Genomic DNA, 957 nt, shown 5'->3' with positions numbered 1-957 from the left:
CGATGTCGGCGGTATCAAGGCCGGCAACGGCTGCGGACGACAGGGCCGCCAGCTGCTTGGTGCTGAAGGCATCGAGCTGCGCGGTGCTGAGCGCACCGAGCTGGGCAGACGACAGAGCGCCGATGGCCGCCGAGCTAAGCGCTGCGACCTGTTCGGTCGAGAGCGAGGCAAGGCCGTCCGTGGTGAGGGCGCTGACCTGCGCCGAGGTCAGCACGCCGACCTGGGCTGTGGAGAGGCCGTCGATCTGGGCGGTGCTCAGGGTGCGAACCTGGGCGGCCGTCAGGGCACCGGTCTGTGCGGTCGTCAGGGCACCGAGCTGGACAGAGCTGAGGGCGGCGAAGTTTGCCGTCGACAGGCTTGCCAGTGTCTTGGTGGCGAGAGCGGAGATTTCCGTCGAGGAGATCGTCGCGATGTCGGCCGTCTCGAGGCCGGCAACGGCTCCGGACGACAGAGCCGCCAGCTGCTTGGTGCTGAAGGCGTCGAGCTGCGCGGTGCTGAGGGCACCGAGCTGCGTGGAGGTCAGAGCACCGATGGCTGCCGAGCTGAGCGCTGCGATCTTGTCGGTGGCAAGCGTCGAGATCACGCTCGACGACAGGCCGGCGATGGCCTTGGCGCTGAGAGCGGCGATGTCGCCGGTCGAGAAGGCCGCAAGGTCATCCGATGCAAGCGCTGCCAGATCCTCGGAACCGAATTCCGCAATCTGGGCCGCGCTCAGCGCGCCGATCTGGTCGGAGCTCATGGCGCCGAGCTGGGCGGTCGAGAGTGCAGCGATCGCCTTGACGTTCAAGGCAGCGACCTGGTCGGTGGAGAGGGATGCGATACCGTCCGTGGTCAGGGCACCGACCTGGGCCGAGGTCAGCACGCTGACCTGCGCCGTCGTCAGACCGTCGATCTGGGCGGTCGAAAGCACCTTGATCTGCGCCGTGGAGAGCGCACCGGCCTGGGCCGTCGTCAGTG

The 957-nt window shown here is 68.1% G+C and carries 1 pseudogene; it reads right to left on the bottom strand.

The window, feature by feature from the left end:
* A pseudogene (locus LRX75_RS23225) lies at nt 1-957 on the bottom strand (beta strand repeat-containing protein); the annotation flags it as partial.

This window comes from Rhizobium quercicola (assembly GCF_021168455.1).
Taxonomy (GTDB): Bacteria; Pseudomonadota; Alphaproteobacteria; order Rhizobiales; family Rhizobiaceae; genus Ferranicluibacter; species Ferranicluibacter quercicola.
The sequence above is the reverse complement of the archived record's forward strand: the minus strand, read 5'-3'. Positions and strand labels throughout refer to the sequence as shown.